We start from the raw sequence: 20,362 nt of genomic DNA, 5'->3' as shown, positions 1-20,362 counted from the left end.
CGGGGAGCCCTCCGGGCCCTCGACCGTCCCGCGTTGTCGGCGCGCGCAGCGGTGCACGCGGGTATGGCTCACGGTGACGGCGATCCTGTCGAGGACCCCGTCGACGCAGGCTTCGGCTTCGGGCAGCCCCACGAGCCGGATCCTGCGTCGGCGGCGGTGTCGGTCGCTGACGCGGTGCGGGACCGGCTGGGCGAGAACACCATCCGGGATGTTGCGTGCCGGGAACCCGAGCCGGTCCGATCCCGGATCCGGCCTGCTACCGCCGCACCCTGGCGGGGTTCGGCAGATCCGCTCCGGTCCTCTCCGGTTCTCCCGTCGTTGCCCCGGGTTGCCCAGCGGGGCAGACTGTCTGTCGACGCTGGCCTGCCGAGCCGCAGGGCATCCGAGGAGGCGATCGTGGAGCTGCACATCGTGGCGATCGACAAGCCCGACGACATGAACGTCGTCGTCGGGCAGGCCCACTTCATCAAGACCGTCGAGGACCTGCACGAAGCACTGGCCGGGGTGGGTCCCCACCTCCGGTTCGGTGTGGCGTTCTGCGAAGCCTCCGGGCCTCGCCTCGTGCGTTTCTCGGGCAACGACGACCGGCTCGTCGAGTTGGCCAGGCGCAACGCCCTGGCGGTCGGCGCAGGCCACTCGTTCTTCGTGTTCGTGGAGGACGGCTATCCGGTGAACATCCTGAACACGCTGAAGCAGGTACCGGAGGTATGCGGCATCTTCTGCGCCACGGCCAACGCCGTCGAGATCATCGTGGCCGAGACGGAGCTCGGCCGAGGCATTGCCGGAGTGATCGACGGGAACCCACCCCTCGGCGCGGAGACGAGTGCCGACGTCGCCGACCGCAAGGCACTGCTGCGCACGATCGGTTACAAGCTGTGACCGCCCGTGCGCCCCATGCGACGCGCACAAGGCCCTTGGGGCGGGGATGTACCGCTCGTTGACCGGTCGAGGCTCGACATCAGGGCCCGGTGTGCGTGAAATCGCCGGCCGCCCGGCATCGGGACCCGCCCGCCGACCGGCTCATTGCCGCTGACCGGATCGCCGGTCCCCGTTCCCGGACCGGATCGCACCGGCGGCGTGCACCGCCGGGCGATCCGGATGGTCGTACCGCACGACGATGTCGGCCTCCGCGGCCGCGGCGGCGTCGTGCTCGAGCAGCGGCGGGATCGTCCAGCGATCCTCGTCGGGCGTCAGCCGGCCCAACGCGGCCCCCGACATCGCCAGGTGCACCGCGACGTCGAAGTCGAGTCCGCGACCGAGCAACATCGGGCCGGCGACCACGAGCACCTGACCGTCGGGAGCGTCCACCCGCCGGGCACGAGCCGACCGGTCCCCCGCCTCGTCCCACAACCGCGGCAGCCATCGCTTCTTTTCGTGAAGTCCCCGAACGACTTCGCGGTCGAGCGCGCCGTAGTCGAACCAGTTCGTCCGGTAGCTCTCGTGATCGGTGCGTCCGTGCTCGAAACGGAGCGAGGCCGGGCGCACGAAGTCGTGCAGCGACAGCACTGCCGCCGGCCGGCCCTCGACGCGCAGGCGCGCGGCGACCTCCTCGGCAAGGTTCAGCGGTGCGGCCGCGTCGGCGGCAGAGATCCCGACGCACACCCGTCGGCGGTGCCCGGCTGCGCGTTCGGCGATGACGCCGGCAAGGTCGGCCGGGCTGATCGGGGTGAACATCGTCATCAGCCCAGTTTCCGGCATCGCAGCGCCACCGGCGCCGACCGACTGCCCAGCTTCGAGCGTTGCGGTCACCCCGCGGGCCGGATGATGATGTTGCCGACCTTGTGGCCGGAGTCCACTCGCGTGTGGGCCGATTCGATCTGTTCGAGACCGCCGATGTCGTCGGTGACGGGGACGAGCCGACCGGCGGCCGACAACTCGAGGAGGAACTCGAAGTCCTCGGTTCGCTCGGGCGCAGCGCCCGTCTTGACATCGGCGCCGGGGCGCATGGTCTCCCACAGGTTTGCCACCGCAAGCAACAGAACGCCCCGGTCGGTGAGGAGCTTCCGTCCCGATGAGGGGGTGAGGTTGCCGACGGTGTCGAGTACGACGTCGAACCGGTCTGTCAGGTCGGACACGTCGGTGATCGTGTAGTCGATGACCTTGTCGGCGCCGAGGTCGGAGACGAGGCCGAGATTGGGGGTGCTGGTGACGGCCGTGACGGTGGCGCCGAAATGCTTGGCCAGCTGAACGGCGTTGGTTCCGATCGCGCCCGACGCCCCGTTCACGAGCACAGAATCGCCGCGTCCCGGCGAGGCCTTGTCTCGCAGGAAGTGCAACGCGGTGGTCCCGCCGAAGAGCAGCGCCGCCGCATCCGCGTGAGTGACCGCTGCCGGTTTGCGAACCACCCGCTCCGCCGGGACCGTGACGTATTCCGCGTGCGCCCCCATTGCGAGTCCGGTCATGCCGCACACTTCGTCGCCACGGGTGTACCCGCCGACTTTCGCGCCGACCGACTCGACGACACCGGAGAAGGTGCTGCCCAGGATCTTTCGCCTGGGCCGGAACACGCCGAACATCAGGCGGGCGAACGGGCCGAATCCGCGGGGGAAGCGAGCCGCGCGGATCCGCGAGTCCGCGGCCGTCACGGCCGCGGCGACGACGCGTACGAGGACATCTGTGTCCCGGGGGACCGGAGTGGGCACCTCCGCGACGCGGACGACGTGCGGTGGCCCGTACCTGTCGACAATTGCAGCCTTCATGAGCCCTCCCTTACGGATGTAAGCCTCCTCCGGGCAGACTAGGCTTACGCCTGTAAGTACGCAAGAGTCGTGAGGGAGACATGAACGAACGGCCGGCACTGAGCCGCATCGGGATCATCGAGGCCGCGGTTCGCGTAGCCGACCGCGGCGGCCTCACCGCGGTGAGCATGCGCAACGTCGGCAAGGAACTCGGTGTGGAGGCAATGTCGCTCTACCACCACGTCGCCAACAAGGACGATCTGCTCGATGGGCTCGCGGACTGGATCTTCGCGGGAATCGTGCTGCCCGGACCGGGTGAACCGTGGCGCCATGCCATGTTCCACCGGGCGACCTCGGCGCGGAACGTGCTCGCCCGGCATCCTTGGGCGCTGACCTTGATCGAGTCCCGTCGTTCGCCCGGCCCGTCGCTCTTGCGGCACCACGACGCCGTGCTCGGTTGCCTGCGCACGAACGGCTTCCCGGTTGCCCTTGCGTCCCACGCCTTCTCGGTGATCGACGCATATGTGTACGGTTTCGTGCTCACCGAACTGAAACTGCCCTTCGCGTCGGCGGACGGCGCGGAGGAGTTCGCCTCGGAGATCGACGTGCCGGCCGACGCCTACCCCTACCTGGCGGAAATGGTCGGCGAGCTGGTGATCGGAAAGGACTACTCGTTCGCGGACGAGTTCGACTACGGACTGGGGCTGATCCTGGACGAACTCGAGCACCGCCGTAGCCGGGTGGAGGAATGAGATGCGCCCCGCGTGGGACGAGGGACTGCGCGGCAGGCGGCGGGTCGAGCGGTGACGGCGAGGGCGACCGTGTCCACGCCCCCGCGGCGGGCGGTGGCGCGGCCACGGTCGCCCACGTCAGCCGCGGCGCGGGAAATGCCGGATCAGCCCCTCCTGCACGACCGTCGCCACGAGTTCCCCCTCGAGGGTGAAGTAGCGGCCCGTCGCCAGCCCGCGCGATCCCGCCGCGACCGGGGACTCGGTGGCGTACAACGTCCATTCGTCGAACCGGACCGGCCGGTGGAACCACATGGAGTGGTTGACGGTGGCGGCGACGATCCGGTCCAGCCCCCAGGACAGCCCGTGGGTGGTGAGGATCGAGTCGAGCACGGTGGTATCGGAGCTGTAGGCCAGGGTGGCGGCGTGCAGGAGCGTGTCCTCGGGCAGCGCGCCGTCGGCGCGCATCCACACCCGGTTGTGCGAGAGGCGCTCCCCGGTGCCCTTGAGGATCCAGGCGGGGTCGTTGGCGTACCGCATGTCGATCGGCTTGAGGGCGTTGACGAAGTGCGGCAGGTGATCCTCGAACCCGGACAGGTGGTCCCCGAGCGGCGGCAGCACATCCGGGTAGGGCACCTCGGGAACGCTCACCGCATGCTCGAGCCCTTTGCCCCACCGCTGGAAGGCGGCGAGCATGACGAACAGCTCCTGGCCGTTCTGGGAGGCGGTGACCATGCGGTTCGCGAAATCCCGGCCGTCGCGGTGCCGGACGACCCGGTACTCGATCGGCGCCTTGACGTCACCGCCGCGGATGAAGTGGGCGTTGAGCGCGTGCACCGGCCGGTCCCCGACCGTGCGGCCGGCCGCGATCAGGGCCTGAGCGACGAGCTGGCCGCCGAAGGTGCGGCTGCCCACCTGGGTCGGGTGCTCACCCCGGTAGAGGTCCTCGTCGACCTGCTCGAGATCGAGCAGGTCGACGAGGACCTCGAGATCGGTCGCGGTGCGACGGCTCAATGGGTGTCCTTCTCCCCGATCCGGTGCACGTGGATCAGGTTGGTCGACCCGGAGCGGCCGGGCGGGGACCCGGCCACGATGACCACGAGGTCGCCGCGCTGGTACCGGCCGAGCGAGAGCAGCGCCGCGTCGACCTGCTGCACCATCACGTCGGTCGTGTCGACCGGCTCGACGGAGAAGGTCTCGGTGCCCCATGTCAGCGCCAGCTGGCTGCGGATGTGCGGCACCGGGGTGAACGCCAGCAGCGGCAGCCGGGTGTGCAGCCGTGCCAGGCGTCGCACCGTGTCGCCGGACTGGGTGAACGCCACCAGCGCCTTGGCGTCGAGCCGCTCGCCGATGTCGCGCGCCGCGTAGGAGATCACCCCGCGCTTGGTGCGCGGCACGTGGGTCAGCGCCGGCACCCGGGTGGGATCGGACTCCACGGCCGCGATGATGCGGGCCATCGTCCGCACCGTCTCGACCGGGTACTTGCCCACCGACGTCTCGCCGGAGAGCATCACCGCGTCCGCACCGTCGAGCACCGCGTTGGCGACGTCGGAGGCCTCGGCGCGGGTCGGCCGGGAGTTCTCGATCATCGACTCGAGCATCTGCGTGGCCACGATGACGGGCTTGGCGTTCTCGCGGGCGATCTGGATCGCCCGCTTCTGCACCAGCGGCACCTCCTCGAGCGGCATCTCGACGCCGAGGTCACCGCGGGCGACCATCACCGCATCGAACGCCAGCACGACCGCCTCGAGATTCTCGATGGCCTCGGGCTTCTCGAGCTTGGCGATCACCGGCACGCGGTGGCCCACCCGATCCATCACCTCGTGCACGAGCTCGATGTCGGCCGGGGAGCGCACGAACGACAGGGCGACGAAGTCCACGCCGAGCCGCATGGCGAACTCGAGATCCTCGATGTCCTTCTCCGACAGCGCCGGCACCGAGATGTTCATCCCCGGCAGGGACACGCCCTTGTTGTTGCTGACCGGCCCACCCTCGGTGACGCGGCAGACCACATCCCTGCCCTCGACGTGCTCGACGACCAGGCCGACCTTGCCGTCGTCGACGAGCAGGCGATCCCCCGGACGCGCGTCGTCGGCGAGCTGCTTGTAGGTGGTCGAGACCCGGTCGTGGGTTCCCTCGACGTCGTCGACGGTGATCCGGACGATCTCGCCGGTATTCCACACCGTCGGCCCCTCGGCGAACCGGCCGAGGCGGATCTTCGGGCCCTGCAGGTCGGCGAGGATGCCGACGGCATGCCCGCTGGTATCGGAGGCCTCCCGCACGCGGCGGTAGTGGGCCTCGTGATCGGCGTGTTCGCCGTGGCTGAAGTTGAGGCGGGCCACGTCCATCCCGGCGTCGACGAGTTCCCTCAGGACCTCGGGGTCTGCCGTGGCCGGGCCCATGGTGCAAACGATCTTGGTGCGTCGGGTCACGCGGTCGAGCCTAGTACCCGTGCGGCGGCGGCGGAGCACAGCCGGTGCAGCGCCGACGCCGTGCCCGCTCGGCCGAGGACCGACGTCCGGTTGCCCCGGGCATCGGTCCGGCCGTCCCCGCACCTCCGCCGGATGCGGCGCCCGATCTCGTCGGTGCCGGAGTGGCCCGCGGAACCCACTGCGACGGAGACGGATCCGGCGGGGTGCGCCCGCGGCGCAGGACGGCATCCCCGTCCGGACGGCGGGGGCAGGGCACGGAGACACCGGCGAGGCGTCGATCGCGGACACTCCACGCGATGCATAAATATGTGTCATACAAGTGAGATATTCGTACCGGAGGGCCCGTTCCCCGGCGGTTCGGGCCCGCGCCGGTGTCGCCCGGGAATTGTCTCCGACACGGAAGGTTTTCTGTGGTGATCGGGTAGATTCGGCACACCGGAGGCCATGGCAGCGAGGAACACCGAACGAGGGAATCTGGAATGGAGAGAACGAGGAAGGAGCCGGTACCGCACTCGCGCCGCGGTGTCTACGGCATCTCGGTGGCCTCCGAGCTGTCCGGGGTCGATCCGCAGTCCATGCGCCTGTACGAACGCCGCGGACTGCTCAGCCCCGCGCGCACCGAAGGCGGCACCCGCCGCTACAGCGACGAGGACGTGGCGCGTCTGCGACGCATCGGCGAACTCCTCGCCGAGGGCATCAATCTGGCCGGCATCGCCCAGATCTTCCGCCTCGAGTCGAACCACGCCGAGCTGGCGTCCCACAACGCACGTCTCGAATCCCACAATGCTCGGCTCGAATCGGACAAGGCTCGCCTGGAATCCGACAAGGCCCGGCTCGAGGATGCCAATGCGCGACTCGAGTCGGACAACGCGCGCCTGCGGGCGGACAACGGCAACAGCTGAGCGACCTCCGACGGACACCCACCGACCGCCGGACGGCGCGGGGTGTGGAATGCGCTGTCCGGCGGCCGGTGACGTCTGCGCGCAGCGGCGGGCGAAGGACCCCGGCCGGCGGCTCGCTCGCTCAGCGGGCTTCGTCCGCGGCCTGCCGTTCGGTGCGCGCACCCTCGTGCGCGAGGGTTCCGGCCGAGTTCTCGAGGTGCGCCCGGACGAACCACTGGAACTTCTCGAGGTCGCGCGTCTGCCCGATGAGCAGGTCCTCGGTGATCGGATCGATCTCCCCGACCTCCGAAATCGCCTTGCGGCAGTCCCCGATCACGCCGTCGTACACCAGGTCGAGGGCGGCGAGGTGGGCCTGGGCGGTGTCCCGCCCCACCGAGTAGTCGTCCCACGAACGGTCCTTCTCGATCGCGCCCGCGGTCCCCTTCGGGGACGACCCGAGCGCGGCGATGCGTTCGGCGACGTCGTCGGCGAATCCGCGGACCGCGTCGACCTGCGGATCGATCATCTCGTGCACGCCGATGAAGTTCGGTCCCACGACGTTCCAGTGAACGTGCTTGAGGGTGAGGTGCAGGTCGTTGTAGGCGCTGAGCCGATTCTGCAGCACTTCGGCCACCCGGACACCCTCGCTGTCACTCAGGCCGGGGACGGTGAACTTCGCCATCTTCGATTCCTCCTACAGGCTCGTGTGTAGTGCCTCCGCGGGCCGTCTCGCCGGCCCGCCGGTGTCGGCACGTGGGTGCCGGGCACCCCGCAGCCGGATTACCCCGGCGCCAGGGCGCCGAAACCGCCGGGAAGCAAGCCCGTGCAACCCCCTCCACGAGAAGGACATCGTCGATCCCCTCCCCTGCCGCGCCGCACCGGTCGTCCGCAGGAATTGCACCTTCCATTTGACAAAATTTCTATTGTGCGAGACAGATTATCTAACGGTGGGGTGCGGGGGCGCGGCTTCCCGGGATACCGAGCGCAGCGAAGTGCCTCCGCGCCCCGCCACGGGTGATACACAAAAACTACTTGTCATAAGTACGAGTTCGACGGCAGTTGCCGGAGCGACCGGCCCCGGTGTCGAGCAAGGAGGCGCGACGCGATGACCGCAGCGGACCTGGTGGTGGTGGCCAATCGGCTCCCGGTGGACTACGACCCGTCGGCCGACGACGGGCGCGGCGGGTGGCGCCGCAGCCCGGGCGGGCTCGTCACCGCCCTGGAGCCGGTGCTGCGCGCCGCCGACGGCGCGTGGGTGGGCTGGCCCGGCGCCCCCGACGTCGCCTTCGATCCGTTCACCGAGGACGGCATCACGCTGCATCCGGTCTCCCTCACCGAAGGCGAGGTCGCCGGCTACTACGAGGGATTCTCCAACGCGACGCTGTGGCCGCTGTACCACGACGCGATCGTGGCTCCCCTCTACGACCGGACGTGGTGGCGGACATACGTCGCGGTCAACCGCCGCTTCGCCGAGGCCGCGGCCGACGCGGCCGCCCCGGGCGCGACCGTGTGGGTGCACGATTACCAGCTCCAGCTCGTACCCAAGATGCTGCGCGACCTCCGGCCCGACCTGAAGATCGGCTTCTTCCTGCACATCCCCTTCCCGCCCACCGAGCTGTTCCTGCAACTGCCGTGGCGCACCGCCGTCGTGGAGGGCCTGCTCGGCGCCGACCTGGTGGGCTTCCACCTGCCCGGCGGCGCCCGCAACTTCCTGTTCCTGGCACAGCGGCTGCTCGGACTGCACACGAGCGCGCACTCCGACCTGGACTCGTGCGTGGGCACCGTCGACGTCGGCGACCGGCGGGTGCAGGTCGGCGCTTTCCCCATCTCGATCGACTCGGCCCACTTCGCCGAACGCGTCCGGTCCCCTCACATCCGCGAGCGGGCCGCGCAGGTTCGCGAGGAACTCGGCAACCCCGAGACCCTGCTGCTGGGCGTGGACCGGCTCGACTACACCAAGGGCATCGACATTCGGCTCGAGGCGCTGCACGAGCTGCTCGACGAGGGCACCCTCGACCCCGAGAAGGTCGTCATGGTGCAGCTGGCCACCCCGAGTCGCGAGCGTGTGTCCGCCTACGCCCAGTTGCGCGAGGACATCGAGCGCAAGGTGGGCCACCTCAACGGCGAGTACGGGCAGCTGGGCCGGCCGGTGGTGCACTACCTGCACCGGCCCGTCGACCGCGACGAGCTCATGGCCCTGTACAGCGCGGCGGACGTCATGCTCGTCACGCCCCTGCGCGATGGCATGAACCTCGTCGCCAAGGAGTACATCGCCTGCCGGACCGACGGTACCGGTGCCCTCGTTCTGAGCGAGTTCACCGGGGCGGCCAGCGAGCTGCGCCGCGCTCATCTGGTCAACCCGCACGATCTCGACGCCGTCAAACGCGCGATCGTCATCGCCGCCACCGAGGATGCGGCGACGGCGGCGCGCCGGATGCAGTCCCTGCGTACCCAGGTGCTCCACCACGACGTCGACCGGTGGGCCAACGCCTTCCTCACGGACCTGCGCGCGAGCGGATCCGGCACCACCGCGGCCGCGAGCGCCTGAATCACGGCCGGGCGCGGGCTCGAAGCGGGGTCGGCGGCGCCGACGGAGGACGCCCTCGACCCCGGCACGCCGTGACCGTCGACAGCCGTGCGACGGCGGAAGGGGCGATGCGGTTCGGCCGCACCGCCCCTTCCGGGATCTGCGATCAGTCGTCGGAGGAGTTCTCGGCGGTGGGGTTCTCGGCGATCTCCGGGGCGTGCTCCCGAGTCGCCATGCCGCCGTCCTTGCCCTCGTCCACCGGGCCGGGCCGACCCCCCTTGGGCCGGTTGTCGTCGGTCGACTTCTTCTCCGTCACGGATTCTCCTTCGGCCGGAAGTCCGCGGTCACGGGCCGGGACGATCGACCTCGCCGCGCCATGCGCCGTCGGCGACGCCGCGTTCCTCGATGAACTGCTTGAAGTGCTGCATGTCGCTCTTCACGCGGCGATCGAGGAGGCCGAGCTTGTCGGCGACGTTCTCGTAGAAGCCCTCGGGGTCGATGTCCATCTGCGCGGTGACCCGCGTGTTGGTGTCGTCGAGCCGGTGGAAGGTGATCACGCCGGCGTGGTCCGGCCCGGCGTCGGACCTCCATGCGACGCGCTCGTCCGGATGCTGCTCGGTGATCGTGGCGTCGAACTCCTTCGTCCCGCCGGCGACCTTGACGACCCAGTGGGTGTGGGTGTCGTCGATCTGGCGGATCCGCTCGACGCCCTCCATGAAACGGGGGAACTCCTCGAACTGCGTCCACTGGTTGTAGGCCGTACGGATCGGGACATGGACGTCGACCGACTCGGTGATCGTGCTCATGACGCTCCTTTCCTGCGGCGACCGGTGCGGCCGCTCACGAGGTGGCCTACCCGGGCGGCCGAGCCGGGAAACGCCGGGGGTCCAGGTGCAGCGACCGGGGATGGACCGGTGCCGGCAGCGCCGACTCCCCCGTGAGGAACGCGTCCACACCGCGCGCCGCCGCGCGTCCCTCGGCGATCGCCCACACCACCAGCGACGCACCGCGGTGGGCGTCCCCGCACACGAACACCCCCGGAACCGAGGTCTGCCAGCGCTCGTCACAGTCGAGAGTGCCCCGGACGCCGGGGCTCAGGCCGAGGGCGTCGAGGAGCGGTCCGCGCTGCACCCCTTCGAATCCGACGGCAAGGAGGGCGAGGTCGCAGGGAATCTCGAAGGGGTCCCCGAGGGGGGTGCGGCGCGCGTCGACCTCGGCCAGTTCGAGCGCCCGCGCCCGCCCACGGGAACCGACGAAGCGCTGCACCGTCACTTCGAACCGGCGGGTCCCGCCCTCCTCGTGCGCGGGCGCCGTCCGCAGCACCCACGGCGCGAGCGGCCACGGCGTGACGTCCTCGTCGCGGCGTCCGGGCGGCCGGGGCCGATAGTCGAGCTGGGTGACGGAACGCGCGCCCTGACGCAGTGCGGTGCCGAAGCAGTCGGCGCCGGTGTCCCCGCCGCCGACGATCACCACGTGCCGTCCGGCGGCGGTGAGGGCCGCCGGCCCGTCGCCCTCGCATTCGTGGTTGGCGGCGACGAGGTACTCCATCGCGGGATGCACCCCGCCGAGTTCCCGCCCCGGGACGGCCAGGTCGCGGGCGCGGCCGGCCCCGACCGCGAGGACCACCGCGTCGAAGCCGGCCCGCAGCGTGGCGACATCCGGGTCGACCCCGGCCTCGGTGCCGGTGCGGAAGACCGTGCCCTCGGCGCGCATCTGCGCGAGGCGCCTGTCGACGAGGGCCTTGTCCATCTTGAACGCCGGGATGCCGTAGCGCAGCAGGCCGCCGAGCCGGTCGGCGCGTTCGAGGACGGTCACGGCGTGCCCGGCACGGGTGAGCTGCTGGGCCGCGGCGAGACCCGCCGGGCCGGAGCCGACGACGGCGACGGATCTCCCGGTGCTGCGGGCCGGGGGGCGCGGCGGCACGCGGCCGTCGGCCCAGGCCCGGTCGGCGATCGCCCGCTCGATCCGTTCGACGGTCACACCCGCGGTGTGGTCGTCCCGGGCGAGCACGCAGGCGGATTCACAGGGTGCCGGGCACAGCCGGCCGGTGAACTCGGGAAAGTTGTCGGTGGCGTGCAGCCGGTCGGCGGCCTCGGCCCACAGGTCACGACGCACCAGGTCGTTCCATTCGGGGATGAGGTTGCCGAGCGGGCAGCCGGTGCCGGCGCTGTGGCAGAAGGGGATACCGCAGTCCATGCAGCGGGCGGCCTGCTCCCGGAGCGAGCGCACCTCCTCGTCCGGGGGCTGCGCCCGGTGCACCTCCGCCCAGTCGCGGACGCGCTCGGCGGCGGGCCGGCGCGGCGGTTCGCGTCGGTCGTAGCGCAGGAATCCGCGGGGATCAGGCACCGTCGGCTCCCACCGGGGTGGGCCGCTCGCCTGCCGCGGCGCGGACACGGATCAGATCCTCGGGCACCACCGCGGTGAACCGGACCGCGCTGCCGGGCCATTCGGCGAGGATCTCCCCGGCGACCGCCGATCCGGTGCGCACGTGGTGGCGGGCGATCAGGTCATGCAGCGGAGCGAGATCGCCGTCGTCGACGGGTTGCAGGTGCACGGAGGCGGTGTTGACGCGGCCGGGCTCGAGGTCGAGGACGTAGGCCAGCCCCCCGGACATGCCGGCGCCGAGGTTGCGGCCGGTGGCGCCGAGGATCACGACGCGGCCCCCGGTCATGTACTCGCAGGCATGGTCGCCGGTGCCCTCGCACACGGCGTCGGCGCCGGAATTGCGCACCGCGAAGCGCTCCCCCACCCGGCCGTGCAGGAACAGCTCCCCGGAGGTGGCCCCGTACAGGACGGTGTTGCCGGCGACGATCTGCTCGTGCGGGTCGAACGGCGCGGCCGGGTCGGGGCGCACCACCACCCGTCCGCCGGACAGGCCCTTGGCGACATAGTCGTTGGCGTCGCCGGTGACGGTGACGGTGATGCCGACGGGCAGGAAGGCACCGAGGGACTGCCCGGCGCTGCCGTACAGGTCGATCCGCACCGTGTCGTCGGGCAGGCCGGTGGGGCACCGTCGACCGGCGGTCCAGCCGAGCAGGGTGCCGACGGCGCGGTCGCGGTTGGTGACGGCGGCGGTGAGATGCACGGGCCGACCGTCGTCGAGGGCGGGGGCCGCGCGGGCGATGAGGTCACGGTCCAGCGGCGCGTCGGGTGGTCCGGCGGCGGGGCGGGTGCGGCGGCGCTGCGGGGGCGCCCCGAGGGCGTCGGCCGGCGGGGTGAACAGGGGGGCGAGGTCGAGTCCGCGGCGACGCCAGTGCTCGAGCGCCGCGTCGGGTTCGAGCAGGTCGACGCGGCCGACGGCGTCGTCGAGGCGGGGCAGGCCCAGCGTCGCGAGCCGCCGGCGCACGTCCCCGGCGACGAACCGGAAGAACTGCTCCACGAATTCCGCTCTGCCGGTGAACTTCTCCCGCAGTTCGGGGTTCTGGGTGGCGATGCCGACGGGACACGTGTCGAGGTGGCACACCCGCATGAGGATGCAGCCGAGGACCACCAGGGGCGCCGTGGCGAACCCGAATTCCTCGGCGCCGAGCAGCGCCGCGATCATCACGTCGCGGCCAGTGCGCAGCCCGCCGTCGCACTGCACGGTGATGCGGTCGCGCAGGCCGCTCAGCACGAGGGTCTGCTGGGTTTCGGCGAGCCCGATCTCCCACGGGGTGCCGGTGTGCTGCAGGGCGGTGAGCAGGGCCGCCCCGGTGCCGCCGTCGTGGCCGGAGATCAGCACCACGTCGGCATGGGCCTTGGCGACGCCGGCGGCGACGATGCCGACGCCGACGCCGCTGACGAGCTTGACGTGGATGCGGGCCTGCGGGTTGGCGCACCGCAGGTCGTGGACGAGCTCGGCGAGGTCCTCGATGGAGTAGATGTCGTGGTGCGGCGGCGGGGAGATCAGCCCGACGCCCGTGGTGGCATGCCGGGTGCGGGCGATCCACGGGTACACCTTGTGGCCCGGAAGCTGGCCACCTTCACCGGGTTTCGCTCCCTGCGCCATCTTGATCTGCAGGTCGGTCGCGTCGGCGAGGTAGGCGGCGGTGACACCGAAGCGGCCGCTGGCGACCTGCTTGACGGCGCTGCGGCGCAGCGGGTCACCGAGGCGGTCGGGATCCTCCCCGCCCTCCCCCGAGTTCGACCGGCCGCCGAGGCGGTTCATCGCGACGGCGAGGGTCTCGTGCGCCTCACCGGAGATCGAACCGTAACTCATCGCCCCCGTGGCGAAGCGGCGCACGATGTCCTCCACCGGCTCGACCTCGTCGAGCGGGATCGGATCCGCGGCGACGGTGCGCAACAGCCCGCGCAGGGTTCCGCCCGCGGCGGCGAGCCGGTCGATCTCGGCGCAGTACCGCGCGTAGACGTCCGCCCGCCCGGTGCGGGTCGCGTGCTGCAGCAGGAACACCGTCTCCGGGGTGAACAGGTGAGGTTCGCCGTCGCGTCGATACCGGTAGACGCCCCCACTGTCGAGAGTCGTTTCGGCGCACCGATCCTCGAACGCGGTCCGGTGCCGGCGACGGGCATCGCGGGCCAGGTCGGCGAGGCCCGCGCCGCCCAGCCGGGAGACGGTGCCGGGAAGGTACGCGTCCACGACCTCGCGGGCGAGGCCGACGGCCTCGAACGTCTGCGCCGCCGTGTACGAGGCGAGGGTGGAGATACCGAGCTTGGCCATCACCTCGCGAACCCCGGAGACGACGGCGCGCCGGTAGTTCGCCGCGGCCGTGGTCGGGTCCGTGCCGGGGATGCGCCCAGCGGCCGCGAGTGAGCGCACGGTGTCGAGGGCGACGTAGGGGCATACCGACGCGGCGCCGAATCCGACGAGGGCGGCCACGTGGTGGACCTCGCGCGCATCCCCGGATTCGGCGATCAGCGCGACGCGGGTGCGCCGCCGCGTGCGGACGAGGTGGTGGTGCACGGCGGAGACGGCGAGCAGGGACGGGATGGGGACGCGGTCCGGACCGCAACCGCGGTCGGTGACGATCAGGATGCCCCGGCCGGCGTCGATGGCGGCGTCGGCGGCGCGGCGCAGGTCCGCGAGCCCGGCGGCGAGGGCCTCGCCGGGGTCGCCGCCGGCCGCGAAGTGCGCGGGCAGGACCCGAGAGGCGAGGGCCGGGCGCGGCCCGTCCGGGCCGAGTGCCGCGACGGCGGCGAGTTCGTCGGTGTCGAGGACCGGACCGGGCAGCACCAGTTGCCGGCACGACTTCGGGGACGCGTCGAACAGGTTGTCCTCCGGGCCGGCGACGCGCCGCATCGAGGTGACGACCCGTTCGCGGATCGCGTCCAACGGCGGGTTGGTGACCTGCGCGAACAGTTCGACGACGTAGTCGTAGAGCAGCCGGGGGCGCGGCGACAGCACCGCGGGGGCGATGTCGGCGCCCATCGAGCCGAGCGGTTCGGCACCGGTCGCGGCCATCGGTTCGAGCAGCACCTCGAGGTCCTCGCGGGTGTACCCGAACAGCCGGTGCGTCCGGCTCGGGTCGTGGTCCGGGGCGGGGTGCCCGCCCGGGCGGGGCAGATCCGCCAGGTCGATCTGCCCGTCACGCAGCCACCGACCGTAGGGGTGGGCGGCGGCGAGGGTGTCGAGCAGTTCGTCGGGCGGCACGATGCGGCCGGCGACGGTGTCGACGAGGAGCATCCGGCCCGGCTCGAGCCGGCCCTTGTGCACGATGTGTTCCGGTGGCACGTCGAGGATTCCGGTTTCACTGCCAAACAGGACGCGGTCGTCGGCGGTGCGGCACCACCGGCCGGGTCGCAGCCCGTTGCGGTCGAGCACGGCACCGAACAGCCGTCCGTCGGTGAAGGGCAGGCACGCCGGCCCGTCCCACGGTTCGAGCAGCGCGGCGTGGAAGCGGTGGAAGGCGCGTCGCCGGGGATCGAGGTCGGGCTCGTTCTCCCATGCGGGCGGGACGAGCATGGTCACCGCGTGCGGCAGCGAGCGCCCGGCGAGGTGGAGCAGTTCGAGGACCTCGTCGAGGGAGGCCGAGTCCGACATGTCGGGGGCGCAGACCGGGAACAACCGGGTCAGGTCGCCGGGCAGCAGGCCGGTGCGCAGGAGTCCCTCGCGGGCGTGCATCCGGTTGCGGTTGCCGCGGATCGTGTTGATCTCGCCGTTGTGGGCGCTGTACCGGAACGGTTGGGCGAGCCGCCACGACGGGAAGGTGTTGGTGGAGAATCGGCTGTGCACGAGCGCGATCGGGCTGGCGCAGCGCGGATCGCGCAGGTCGGGGAAGAACGCCGGCAACTGCTGTGCCGTGAGCATGCCCTTGTAGACGACGGTGCGGGCGGACAGCGACGGGAAATAGACGTCGCCGGTGTGCTCGGCGCGGCGCCGCAGCGGATACACCCGCCGGTCGAGGTCCACGCCGGCGGGCCGGGCGCCGCCCGCGCGCGGGGCGGCGACGAACAGCTGGCTGATGTGGGGTCGGCACGCTCCGGCGGTGCGCCCGAGGCCGGACGGGTCGACGGGAACCTCGCGCCAGCCGAGGATCTGGAGATCCTCCTCGGCCGCGAGCGCGTGGATCCGTCGTCGCGCCGTCGCCCGGCGCCGCGGGTCGCGGGGCAGAAAGCACAGGCCGGTGGCGTAGCACCCCGGCGGCGGGAGCTCGAAGCCGGTGACGGCGTCGAGGAGCGCGGCGGGGACCGCGAGGGTGATGCCGGCGCCGTCGCCGCTGGCGGGTTCGCGACCGCAGGCGCCGCGGTGGCCGAGGTTGCGCAGCTCGGTGAGCGCGTCGGCGACCGTGCGGTGGGTGCTGCGGCCGCGCAGGTCGACGATCGCGCCCACGCCGCAGGAATCCGATTCGCGGTCGGGGTCGTAGAGTCCGCGGGCCTCGGGCATCCCGGAATGCCGCACCGGTCCACCTCCACGTCGCCGGTGTGGGGGCGACGTCGCGCGTCATCGGATGGGCGGCCCCGACGGGGTCGCCACGACGGGCGTGCGCTGCGGTATGGGTGGCCGGACCAGTTCCGCCCGACGATCGAACCGGGGATCGGTCCCGGTGGCGGCCAGTCTACGCGCGCGACGGCCGGCCGCGCGAGAGGCGCGACCGGCCGTCGGGTGGTTGGGTCAGGGCCGCAGCGGGCGGCCGTCGGAGTCGCGGACGCTGCCGGTGAGCATCATGATCCCGTCGATGACGGACCACACCCAGATCACCGGGATGATCACGAAGCCGACCAGGAGGATGGTCAGCAGTCCGCCGATCCACAGCCCCAGAAGCTGGATGAGGCCGACGGCGGTGCTCCCGAGGTAGAGCCGCCCGACACCGCAGATCCCGACGAAGGGCAGCAGCAGCTGCAACAGGCCCGCGGTGGTCTTCGACTTGTCGGAGTAGGGTTCGCCCGTCGCCGGATCCCGTCCGTACGGCGCGGAGGGATCGCCGTAGGCGCCGTAGCCGGTGGGACCGTAGCCGCCGGTGGGACCGTAGCCCGGCCCGGCCGGGGGCGGGTACTGCGGCCCGCCCTGGAACTGCGGGTCGGGGGCCCCGTAGACGGGTCCGCTGCCGCCGTACTGCCCGCCGGTCGGCGCCTCGGTCCCGCCGGTGTGCGCGGTGCCGTACTGCGCTTCGCTCGACGGCGGTGGATAGCTCGGCGTGGTGCCCCAGCCGGGACCGTTGCCCATTCCGGAGTAGGTGTCCCAGCCCGGTCCGGCCGTGCCCCACGTGGGCGCGGTCGACTCGGTGGTGGGCGGCGGAACGGACAGCGACGCCTGCGCGGTCGGATCGTAGTCGGCGGTGCCGCCGAACGTGGGCAGCTCCGCGGTGGGGGCCGGCTCGCCGCCCTGCGGCGCGGCGCTCGACCCGGCAGCGGGGACGGCCTCGGCGTCGGACTGTTTGCGCAGGTCCGGTCCCGCGGACGTCTCGTCCTTCTTCCGCAGATCCGGGCCCGTGGGGTCCGGGGATCCCGCGTCGGATGTGGTCACGACTTGTCCCCTCCGTTCTCGCTGCGCCTACCTGTCTCGACCTTACCGCCGGCCTCGGCCGATGCCACGGGCCCGGATGCGCCGTCCCGCTTCTCGTCGTCGGCCGCCCCACCGTCTCCGATCCCGTCGCCGGTTGCGGTGGCATCGGCTGCGGTGGCGCCGTGCGGGTGACGGGACTTCAGTTCCTCCGGCGCTTCGCGACCCTTGCGGGCGAAGACGACGTAGGCGACGGCGAGGACGAACACGATGGCGGAGGTGAAGGAATTGATCCGGATACCGGCGATCTCGGTGGCCGGATCGGACCGCATGAGTTCGACGAAGAAGCGGCCCGCGCTGTAGCCGGCCACGTAGAGCGCGAACAGCCGGCCGTGTCCGATACGGAAGCGCCGGTCGACGAACACGAGCAGCAGCACGACGAGCAGGTTCCACACCAGCTCGTACAGGAACGTCGGGTGCACCACCGCCGCGACCTGCCCGGTGGAGATCCCGTCGATCAGCTCCGGGCTGGTCTGTCCCGCGTCGTTGCGACGCTCGTAGATCTCGAGGCCCCACGGCACGGTCGTCTCCCGGCCGTAGAGTTCCTGGTTAAACCAGTTGCCGAGCCGGCCGATGGCCTGCGCCAGCAGGATCGCCGGGGCCACCGCATCACCGAGGGCGGGCAGCGGCACACCGCGGCGCCGGCACCCGATCCAGGCGCCGATGCCGCCGAGGGCGACCGCCCCCCAGATCCCGAGTCCGCCCTGCCAGATCTTCAGCGCGTCGACCGGGTCGGCGCCCGCACCGAAGTACTTCTGCCAGTCGGTGGCGACGTGGTACAGGCGCCCACCGATCAGGCCGAACGGCACCGCCCACACGGCGACGTCGAGGACGGTGCCCGGCTCGCCGCCGCGGGCGACCCAGCGGCGGTCGCCCCAGAAGATGGCGACGACGATCCCGACGATGATGCACAGGGCGTAGGCCCGCAGCGCGATCGGCCCGAGGTACCACACCCCCTGCGGTGGACTGGGCAGATACGCCAGGACGGTAGCGGCGGCGGGTACGGCGGTGGAGGTCACGTGGCCACGCTAGCCGAGCGCACGCCCTCCGCGAGTTCCGTGGTGAGCGTGCGCAACGCGTCGGGGCCCTGCGCCACGGCGGCCACCAGCGCCGAGCCGACGATCACCGCGTCCGCATAGGCGGCGATCTGCGCGGCTTGTTCCCGGGACCGCACGCCCAGGCCGACGCCCACGGGGATCTGCGAGTGCTCCCGCACCCGGGCGACGAGTTCGGGCGCCATGTCGGAGACGGCGTCGCGGGCGCCGGTCACGCCCATCGTGGAGGTGGCGTAGACGAACCCGCGGCAGGAGTCGACGGTCATGACGAGGCGCTCGGCGGTCGACGACGGGGCGACCAGGAAGATGCGGTCGAGCCCGTGCCGGTCCGCCGCCGCGATCCACTGCTCGGCCTCGTCGGGGATGAGGTCCGGGGTGATGATCCCCAGCCCCCCGGCGGCAGCGAGGTCGCGGGCGAATTCGTCGATCCCGTACTTGAGGACGATGTTCCAGTAGGTCATCACGACGGCGTGGCCGCCGGCCGCGGCGACGGCCTCGACGACGCGGAACACGTCCCGCACCCGGAAGCCCGCGGTGAGCGCCTCGTCGGCGGCGGCCTGGATGGTGGGTCCGTCCATCACCGGGTCGCTGTAGGGGATGCCGACCTCGACGATGTCGCAGCCGGCCTGCACGAGCGCTTCGAACGCCTCGATCGAGCGCGGCAGGTCGGGGTACCCGGCGGGCAGGTAGCCGACGAGCGCGGCGCGGTTCTCGGCCTTGCATCGGGCGAAGACCTCACCGAGGCGGGACTGCGGCTGCTGGGCGCTCACTGCGCGGATCCTTCCGTCGTGTCGGGGGTGGCGGGGTCGGCGGGAAGGAGCCCGAACCACCGCGCGGCGGTGTCGACGTCCTTGTCGCCCCGGCCGGACAGATTGACCAGCACGACGGCGCCGGAGCCGAGTTCGCGGCCCAGCTTCAGGGCCCCGGCGACGGCGTGCGCCGACTCGATGGCGGGGATGATGCCCTCGGTGCGCGAGAGCAGCGAGAACGCCTCCATGGCCTCGGCGTCGGTGACGGGCCGGTAGTCGGCGCGGCCGATGTTCTTGAGGTAGGAGTGCTCAGGTCCGACGCCGGGGTAGTCCAGGCCGGCGGAGATCGAGTGCGACTCGATGGTCTGGCCGTCCTCGTCCTGCAGCAGGTAGGAGTAGGCGCCGTGCAGCGCGCCGGGCGTGCCGCCGGTGATGGTGGCGGCGTGCCGCCCGGTTTCCACCCCGTCGCCGCCGGCCTCGAAGCCGACCAGGCGGACACCGGGGTCGTCGATGAAGGCATGGAAGATGCCGATGGCGTTGGACCCGCCGCCGACGCAGGCGGTGACGGCGTCGGGCAACCGGCCGGTGAGCGCCTGCACCTGCGCGCGCGCCTCCAGGCCGATGATGCGCTGGAAGTCGCGCACCATCATGGGGAACGGGTGCGGGCCGGCGGCGGTGCCGAAACAGTAGTAGGTGTTGTGGGCATTGGTGACCCAGTCGCGCATGGCCTCGTTGATCGCGTCCTTGAGAGTGCGCGAACCGCTGGTCGCGGCGACGACCTCGGCGCCGAGCAGGCGCATCCGGGCGACGTTGAGGGCCTGCCGCTCGGTGTCGACCTCGCCCATGTAGACGACGCAGTCGAGGCCGAGCAGGGCGCAGGCGGTGGCGGTGGCGACGCCGTGTTGCCCGGCACCGGTCTCCGCGATGACCCGGGTCTTGCCCATCCGCTGGGCGAGCAGGGCCTGCCCGAGCACATTGTTGATCTTGTGCGAGCCGGTGTGGTTGAGATCCTCGCGCTTGAGCACGATCCGGGCGCCGCCGGCATGTTCGCTCAGCCGCTTGGCCTCGTACACCGGGGAAGGCCGGCCGGTGTAGTCGCGCTGCAACCGATCGAGTTCGTCGAGGAACCCGTTGTCGACCCGCGCCTTGTCGTATTCGGCGGTGACCTCCTCGATCACCGCCATCAGCGCCTCGGGGACGAACCGGCCGCCGAAGACCCCGAAGTGGCCGCCGGGGTCGGGTTCGTGCGCGGTGTGCTCGGCCACTGCGGCGCTCATGCGGGGCAGACCGCGGCCCTTGGCGGAAAGTACGGGATCGTCTGTGCTCACCCGTCCAGTCTGCCCCAACGGCGGCCCCGGCCCGTCGCCGGGTCCGGC

The 20,362-nt window shown here is 71.8% G+C and carries 17 protein-coding genes; 4 read left to right on the top strand and 13 right to left on the bottom strand.

Translation table 11 applies throughout. The features are described from left to right. Positions 1–396: 396 nt before the first annotated feature. Positions 397–879 (top strand): adenosine-specific kinase, encoded by a 483-nt coding sequence (locus ACWPOB_RS20890; protein ID WP_100056929.1) that lies wholly within the window; start codon positions 397–399, stop codon positions 877–879. Between the two features lie 141 nt (positions 880–1,020). Here the strand turns inward: ACWPOB_RS20890 and ACWPOB_RS20885 are convergent, their stop codons facing one another. Together ACWPOB_RS20885 and ACWPOB_RS20880 are read right to left on the bottom strand one after the other, a co-directional pair. After that, on the bottom strand, positions 1,021–1,680 hold the full coding sequence (locus ACWPOB_RS20885) for a uridine kinase (protein ID WP_455401971.1): 660 nt from the start codon (positions 1,678–1,680) through the stop codon (positions 1,021–1,023). A gap of 65 nt (positions 1,681–1,745) precedes the next feature. Next, on the bottom strand, positions 1,746–2,699 hold the full coding sequence (locus ACWPOB_RS20880; protein WP_455401970.1) for an NAD(P)-dependent alcohol dehydrogenase: 954 nt from the start codon (positions 2,697–2,699) through the stop codon (positions 1,746–1,748). 80 nt (positions 2,700–2,779) lie between these two features. On the opposite strand from ACWPOB_RS20880, the gene ACWPOB_RS20875 reads away from it, so the two are divergent. Further along, complete coding sequence (locus tag ACWPOB_RS20875) at positions 2,780–3,430, top strand: TetR/AcrR family transcriptional regulator (protein ID WP_455401969.1); 651 nt, start codon at positions 2,780–2,782, stop codon at positions 3,428–3,430. 117 nt (positions 3,431–3,547) lie between these two features. Here the strand turns inward: ACWPOB_RS20875 and ACWPOB_RS20870 are convergent, their stop codons facing one another. After that, positions 3,548–4,420 carry an acyl-CoA thioesterase gene (locus ACWPOB_RS20870; RefSeq protein WP_100056925.1) on the bottom strand — a complete coding sequence of 291 codons (873 nt, stop codon included), beginning with the start codon at positions 4,418–4,420 and terminating at the stop codon, positions 3,548–3,550. Then, positions 4,417–5,838 carry a pyruvate kinase gene (gene pyk, locus ACWPOB_RS20865; RefSeq protein ID WP_006947055.1) on the bottom strand — a complete coding sequence of 474 codons (1,422 nt, stop codon included), beginning with the start codon at positions 5,836–5,838 and terminating at the stop codon, positions 4,417–4,419. Before pyk ends, ACWPOB_RS20870 begins: the two co-directional genes overlap by 4 nt. Before the next feature lie 479 nt (positions 5,839–6,317). On the opposite strand from pyk, the gene ACWPOB_RS20860 reads away from it, so the two are divergent. After that, entirely contained in the window at positions 6,318–6,740 is a 423-nt protein-coding gene (locus ACWPOB_RS20860; RefSeq protein WP_455401968.1) for a MerR family transcriptional regulator, read from the top strand. A 121-nt stretch (positions 6,741–6,861) separates the two neighbouring features. On the opposite strand, the gene ACWPOB_RS20855 is transcribed toward ACWPOB_RS20860, so the two are convergent. Further along, the gene (locus ACWPOB_RS20855) at positions 6,862–7,401 is read right to left on the bottom strand and encodes a Dps family protein (RefSeq protein ID WP_006947051.1); all 540 of its coding nucleotides are present in this window, start codon (positions 7,399–7,401) and stop codon (positions 6,862–6,864) included. Positions 7,402–7,824: 423 nt separating this feature from the next. Here ACWPOB_RS20855 and ACWPOB_RS20850 point away from each other — a divergent pair, with 423 nt between their 5' ends. After that, entirely contained in the window at positions 7,825–9,267 is a 1,443-nt protein-coding gene (locus ACWPOB_RS20850; protein ID WP_455401967.1) for an alpha,alpha-trehalose-phosphate synthase (UDP-forming), read from the top strand. 145 nt (positions 9,268–9,412) lie between these two features. Here ACWPOB_RS20850 and ACWPOB_RS20845 read toward each other — a convergent pair whose 3' ends face one another. The 8 genes from ACWPOB_RS20845 to trpB form a co-directional block, all read right to left on the bottom strand. Beyond that, positions 9,413–9,562, bottom strand: coding sequence for a hypothetical protein (locus ACWPOB_RS20845; RefSeq protein ID WP_455401966.1), 150 nt, complete (start codon positions 9,560–9,562; stop codon positions 9,413–9,415). A gap of 28 nt (positions 9,563–9,590) precedes the next feature. Next, a complete protein-coding gene (locus tag ACWPOB_RS20840) occupies positions 9,591–10,052 on the bottom strand; it encodes an SRPBCC family protein (RefSeq protein ID WP_100058699.1) in 462 nt (153 codons plus the stop codon). A 46-nt stretch (positions 10,053–10,098) separates the two neighbouring features. Further along, a complete protein-coding gene (locus tag ACWPOB_RS20835) occupies positions 10,099–11,592 on the bottom strand; it encodes a glutamate synthase subunit beta (RefSeq protein WP_455401965.1) in 1,494 nt (497 codons plus the stop codon). Further along, positions 11,585–16,066, bottom strand: coding sequence for a glutamate synthase large subunit (gltB, locus tag ACWPOB_RS20830; protein WP_455401984.1), 4,482 nt, complete (start codon positions 16,064–16,066; stop codon positions 11,585–11,587). Before gltB ends, ACWPOB_RS20835 begins: the two co-directional genes overlap by 8 nt. A gap of 228 nt (positions 16,067–16,294) precedes the next feature. Continuing rightward, positions 16,295–17,146 carry a TM2 domain-containing protein gene (locus tag ACWPOB_RS20825; protein WP_455401964.1) on the bottom strand — a complete coding sequence of 284 codons (852 nt, stop codon included), beginning with the start codon at positions 17,144–17,146 and terminating at the stop codon, positions 16,295–16,297. Beyond that, complete coding sequence (gene lgt, locus ACWPOB_RS20820) at positions 17,143–18,201, bottom strand: prolipoprotein diacylglyceryl transferase (RefSeq protein ID WP_455401963.1); 1,059 nt, start codon at positions 18,199–18,201, stop codon at positions 17,143–17,145. The genes ACWPOB_RS20825 and lgt overlap by 4 nt, the downstream gene beginning before the upstream one ends. Continuing rightward, complete coding sequence (trpA, locus tag ACWPOB_RS20815) at positions 18,198–19,007, bottom strand: tryptophan synthase subunit alpha (RefSeq protein ID WP_006936959.1); 810 nt, start codon at positions 19,005–19,007, stop codon at positions 18,198–18,200. Before trpA ends, lgt begins: the two co-directional genes overlap by 4 nt. Further along, a complete protein-coding gene (trpB, locus tag ACWPOB_RS20810) occupies positions 19,004–20,263 on the bottom strand; it encodes a tryptophan synthase subunit beta (protein WP_100058116.1) in 1,260 nt (419 codons plus the stop codon). The genes trpA and trpB overlap by 4 nt, the downstream gene beginning before the upstream one ends. Between the last annotated feature and the right edge of the window lie 99 nt (positions 20,264–20,362).

Source organism: Rhodococcus sp. 2H158, from assembly GCF_053764755.1.
This window is presented reverse-complemented; position numbering and strand designations above follow the sequence as displayed.

What these genes read in the sequence shown, in the direction of transcription:
- ACWPOB_RS20885 (WP_455401971.1), bottom strand. Translation starts at nt 1,680, where the DNA reads ATGACGATGTTCACCCCGATCAGCCCGGCCGACCTTGCCGGCGTCATC.
- ACWPOB_RS20880 (WP_455401970.1), bottom strand. Translation starts at nt 2,699, where the DNA reads ATGAAGGCTGCAATTGTCGACAGGTACGGGCCACCGCACGTCGTCCGC.
- ACWPOB_RS20875 (WP_455401969.1), top strand. Translation starts at nt 2,780, where the DNA reads ATGAACGAACGGCCGGCACTGAGCCGCATCGGGATCATCGAGGCCGCG.
- ACWPOB_RS20860 (WP_455401968.1), top strand. Translation starts at nt 6,318, where the DNA reads ATGGAGAGAACGAGGAAGGAGCCGGTACCGCACTCGCGCCGCGGTGTC.
- ACWPOB_RS20855 (WP_006947051.1), bottom strand. Translation starts at nt 7,401, where the DNA reads ATGGCGAAGTTCACCGTCCCCGGCCTGAGTGACAGCGAGGGTGTCCGG.
- ACWPOB_RS20850 (WP_455401967.1), top strand. Translation starts at nt 7,825, where the DNA reads ATGACCGCAGCGGACCTGGTGGTGGTGGCCAATCGGCTCCCGGTGGAC.
- ACWPOB_RS20840 (WP_100058699.1), bottom strand. Translation starts at nt 10,052, where the DNA reads ATGAGCACGATCACCGAGTCGGTCGACGTCCATGTCCCGATCCGTACG.
- gltB (WP_455401984.1), bottom strand. Translation starts at nt 16,066, where the DNA reads ATGCCCGAGGCCCGCGGACTCTACGACCCCGACCGCGAATCGGATTCC.
- trpB (WP_100058116.1), bottom strand. Translation starts at nt 20,263, where the DNA reads ATGAGCGCCGCAGTGGCCGAGCACACCGCGCACGAACCCGACCCCGGC.